The sequence below is a fragment of the Acidiplasma aeolicum genome (genome assembly GCF_001402945.1).
GTDB classification, from domain to species: Archaea; Thermoplasmatota; Thermoplasmata; order Thermoplasmatales; family Thermoplasmataceae; genus Acidiplasma; species Acidiplasma aeolicum.
The window spans coordinates 1-2,987 of the sequence record NZ_LKBG01000072.1; the positions used below are offsets into that span (position 1 = coordinate 1).

The 2,987-nt window shown below is 38.2% G+C and carries 2 protein-coding genes; one reads left to right on the forward strand and one right to left on the reverse strand.

All coding sequences use genetic code 11. The annotated features are described in order from the left end of the window. Positions 1–1,376, reverse strand: a 1,376-nt coding sequence (locus AOG54_RS02360) for an acetate--CoA ligase family protein (RefSeq protein WP_055032358.1), incomplete at its 3' end; no start/stop codon positions are given. A 139-nt stretch (positions 1,377–1,515) separates the two neighbouring features. On the opposite strand from AOG54_RS02360, the gene AOG54_RS02365 reads away from it, so the two are divergent. Next, positions 1,516–2,987: MFS transporter (locus AOG54_RS02365; RefSeq protein WP_055032359.1), on the forward strand; the 1,472-nt coding region annotated here is incomplete at its 3' end.

A 2,987-nucleotide genomic window follows, 5' to 3' on the forward strand; every position in this document is an offset into this window, starting at 1 on the left:
TTGCCTGCAACAAGCTTTTTTGCCTCCTCTGGTGGTTCGCTTATCCTAATTTTTTTATCCGGTGTCCACCTTGAGGTCATGTACTTGATTGCCTTTATGGCATCCTCAGGGAATTTAAAGGACGGAATAGATGCAGAATCCAGAAGCTTTGATGCAGAATCCTCATCCATGCCCATTACAACTCCTATTACACCAGTACCCTTGTATTTAATTACAGCCCTGGCAACATCCGTACATGTTACCATTGGGAGTGACTGAACTATTACCACCTTTGTGCAATCCAGATCCTTAACAGTTTCCAGTGCATCACTGTATCTTTTATAATCGGCATCCCCTGAAAGGTCAATGGGATTCCTTGGCACACTCTGCTTGGGCAGTATTTTTAATAATGATTTCTTTATCCTATCAGGCAGCTGAATTTCATTCATTTCCTGGATATCTATGGCATCTGTTGTTAAAACACCATGGCCACCAGAATTTGTTATTATTAATATATCGCTGGATACATTTTCACTTGAGTTTACAAGTCTGGCTATATTCAGCATATCCTCAAGGCTGTCAACAAATATACCACCACAGGTTCTTACCGCCGCCTTAAATATATCTATTGATCCAGCAACGCTTCCGGTATGTGTTTTTATAGCTGCGGAACCTGATTTTGAAACACCGCCTTTTAAAAATATCATTGGTTTCTTTTTAACAATTTCCGGAACAACGTTTAAAAATTTGTCACCGTCTGAAACACCTTCTATATATGAGAATATTGCCCTGGTTTCAACATCGTTTGACAGGTATTCATAAACATCCGATTCAGTAATATCAGATTGATTTCCAAGGCTTACAAAGTAGCTTATGCCGGTTTTTGTCTTCTGTGCCCATTCCAGCATGTAAACACCAAGACCACCACTCTGGGCCACAAGTGCAGAATTTCCCCTTATTGTATCCTCAAATGCAAATGTTGCGTTGAAATTTGGTGTAATGAGCCCTATTGTATTTGGCCCAAGAATGCTTAAATTACCATTTCTGGCTATGTCTATTATCTGTTTTTCAAGATCGGCACCATGCTCATCAGTTTCTTTAAACCCTGATGTGATAATAATTGCAGCTCCTGCCTTGATGTCAACAGCATCCTGAATTACAGAGGGTACAGCATCTCTTGGAACGGCAACAACCACAAGATCAACATTTTCCTTAATGTCCTTTAATGATTTATATGACTGGTAATTTTCTATTACACTACCATTTGTGTTAACAGCAAAAATTTTTCCATTAAATGTGGAAATAATATTCCTAAAAATTATATTGCCAACCTTGTTTTTATCATTTGATGCCCCAACCACTGCAATGCTTTCTGGCCTGAATAATGATTCAATCATGATATAATAATATGATAAATCAATTTAAAGCTTTTTTATTATTGATAACTTTCAAGCATAAATGTTTCTATATGGAAAATGTTTACCAATAAATATTTATTTACAAAATATTTATATAATCAAAATAAATTATGATTTTATGGTTCAGGAAAAATGGGTGGCATTGTCAAATACAACAATAGGTGTTTTAATGGCCACAATTAATGCCAGCATACTTATTATAGCCCTACCACCAATTTTTAGGGGCATTGATTTAAATCCATTTCAATCAGGTGCTTTTGCCTACCTGCTCTGGATACTTATGGGATATATGATAGTAACTGCTGTTCTTCTGGTTACCATAGGCCGTCTTTCTGATATTTTTGGCCGTGTAAGATTATTTAATCTTGGTTTTGCAATATTCACACTTGGTTCAGTGCTGCTATATTTTACCCCAGGTAAGGGTGATACTGGTGCTCTTGAATTAATTATATTTAGAATAGTTCAGGCAGTTGGTGGATCATTTTTAATGGCAAACAGCTATGCAATTATCACTGATAATTTTCCCAAGGAAGAACGTGGTACTGCGCTGGGTATAAATGCCATAGCAGGAACAGCAGGAATGAGTATAGGTATAGTTGCTGGCGGTATTTTATCTGCAATTAACTGGAGATATGTATTTCTTGTTAGTGTTCCCGTTGGCCTCCTTGGCACGGTATGGTCATATCTAAAACTGAAGGAAACATCACCTAAACTTAAGCAGAAGCTTGACATTCCGGGAAATCTACTTTTTGGTGCAGGTCTTATAATACTTTTAATAGGCATTACATACGGTCTGGTTCCATATAAGAGCAGTGCAACAGGCTGGGCAGACCCATGGGTTATTACAGCCATAATTATTGGAATAATACTTTTAATAGCATTCCCGTTTGTTGAAAGAAAGGTCAAGCAGCCAATGTTCCGCCTTGAATTATTTAAAATCAGGGCATTTTCAGCAGGCAGTTTTTCAGGTATGATCTCAGGCATGGGTATGATGGGCTTAATGTTTATGATAATAATATTATTCCAGGGAATATGGCTTCCAGACCACGGTTATTCATATGCCAGTGCTCCTTTCTGGGCCGGAATATTCATGCTCCCAATGACGGTTGCCATGGGTATATTTGGACCGCTTTCAGGAAAATTATCAGACAAACACGGATCAAAGGGCATAGCAACCCTTGGTCTTTTGATATCAGCATTTGCATTAATCCTTCTTTCATTACTGCCATATAATTTCATATATATAGAAATGGGAATATTATTGTTTATATTCGGTGCAGGCATGGGCATGTTTACCGCCCCAAATACATCAGCGGTCATGTCATCAGTACCGCCTGAAAGCAGGGGTTCAGCATCTGGCATGCTCACAACATTAAGAAATGTTGGGACAACCGCCAGTATGGGCATTTTCTTTACAATATTGATTTTAAGCCTTTCATCAAAACTTCCAGGTGCATTATCTTCAGCGGTTACTAATGCTGGAGCACCACAGCTTGCCTCAGTATTTTCCAAACTGCCACCAACAGATGCAATTTTTGGTGCACTTCTTGGCATTAATCCTATAAAGGCCATATTAAGCATACTACCATC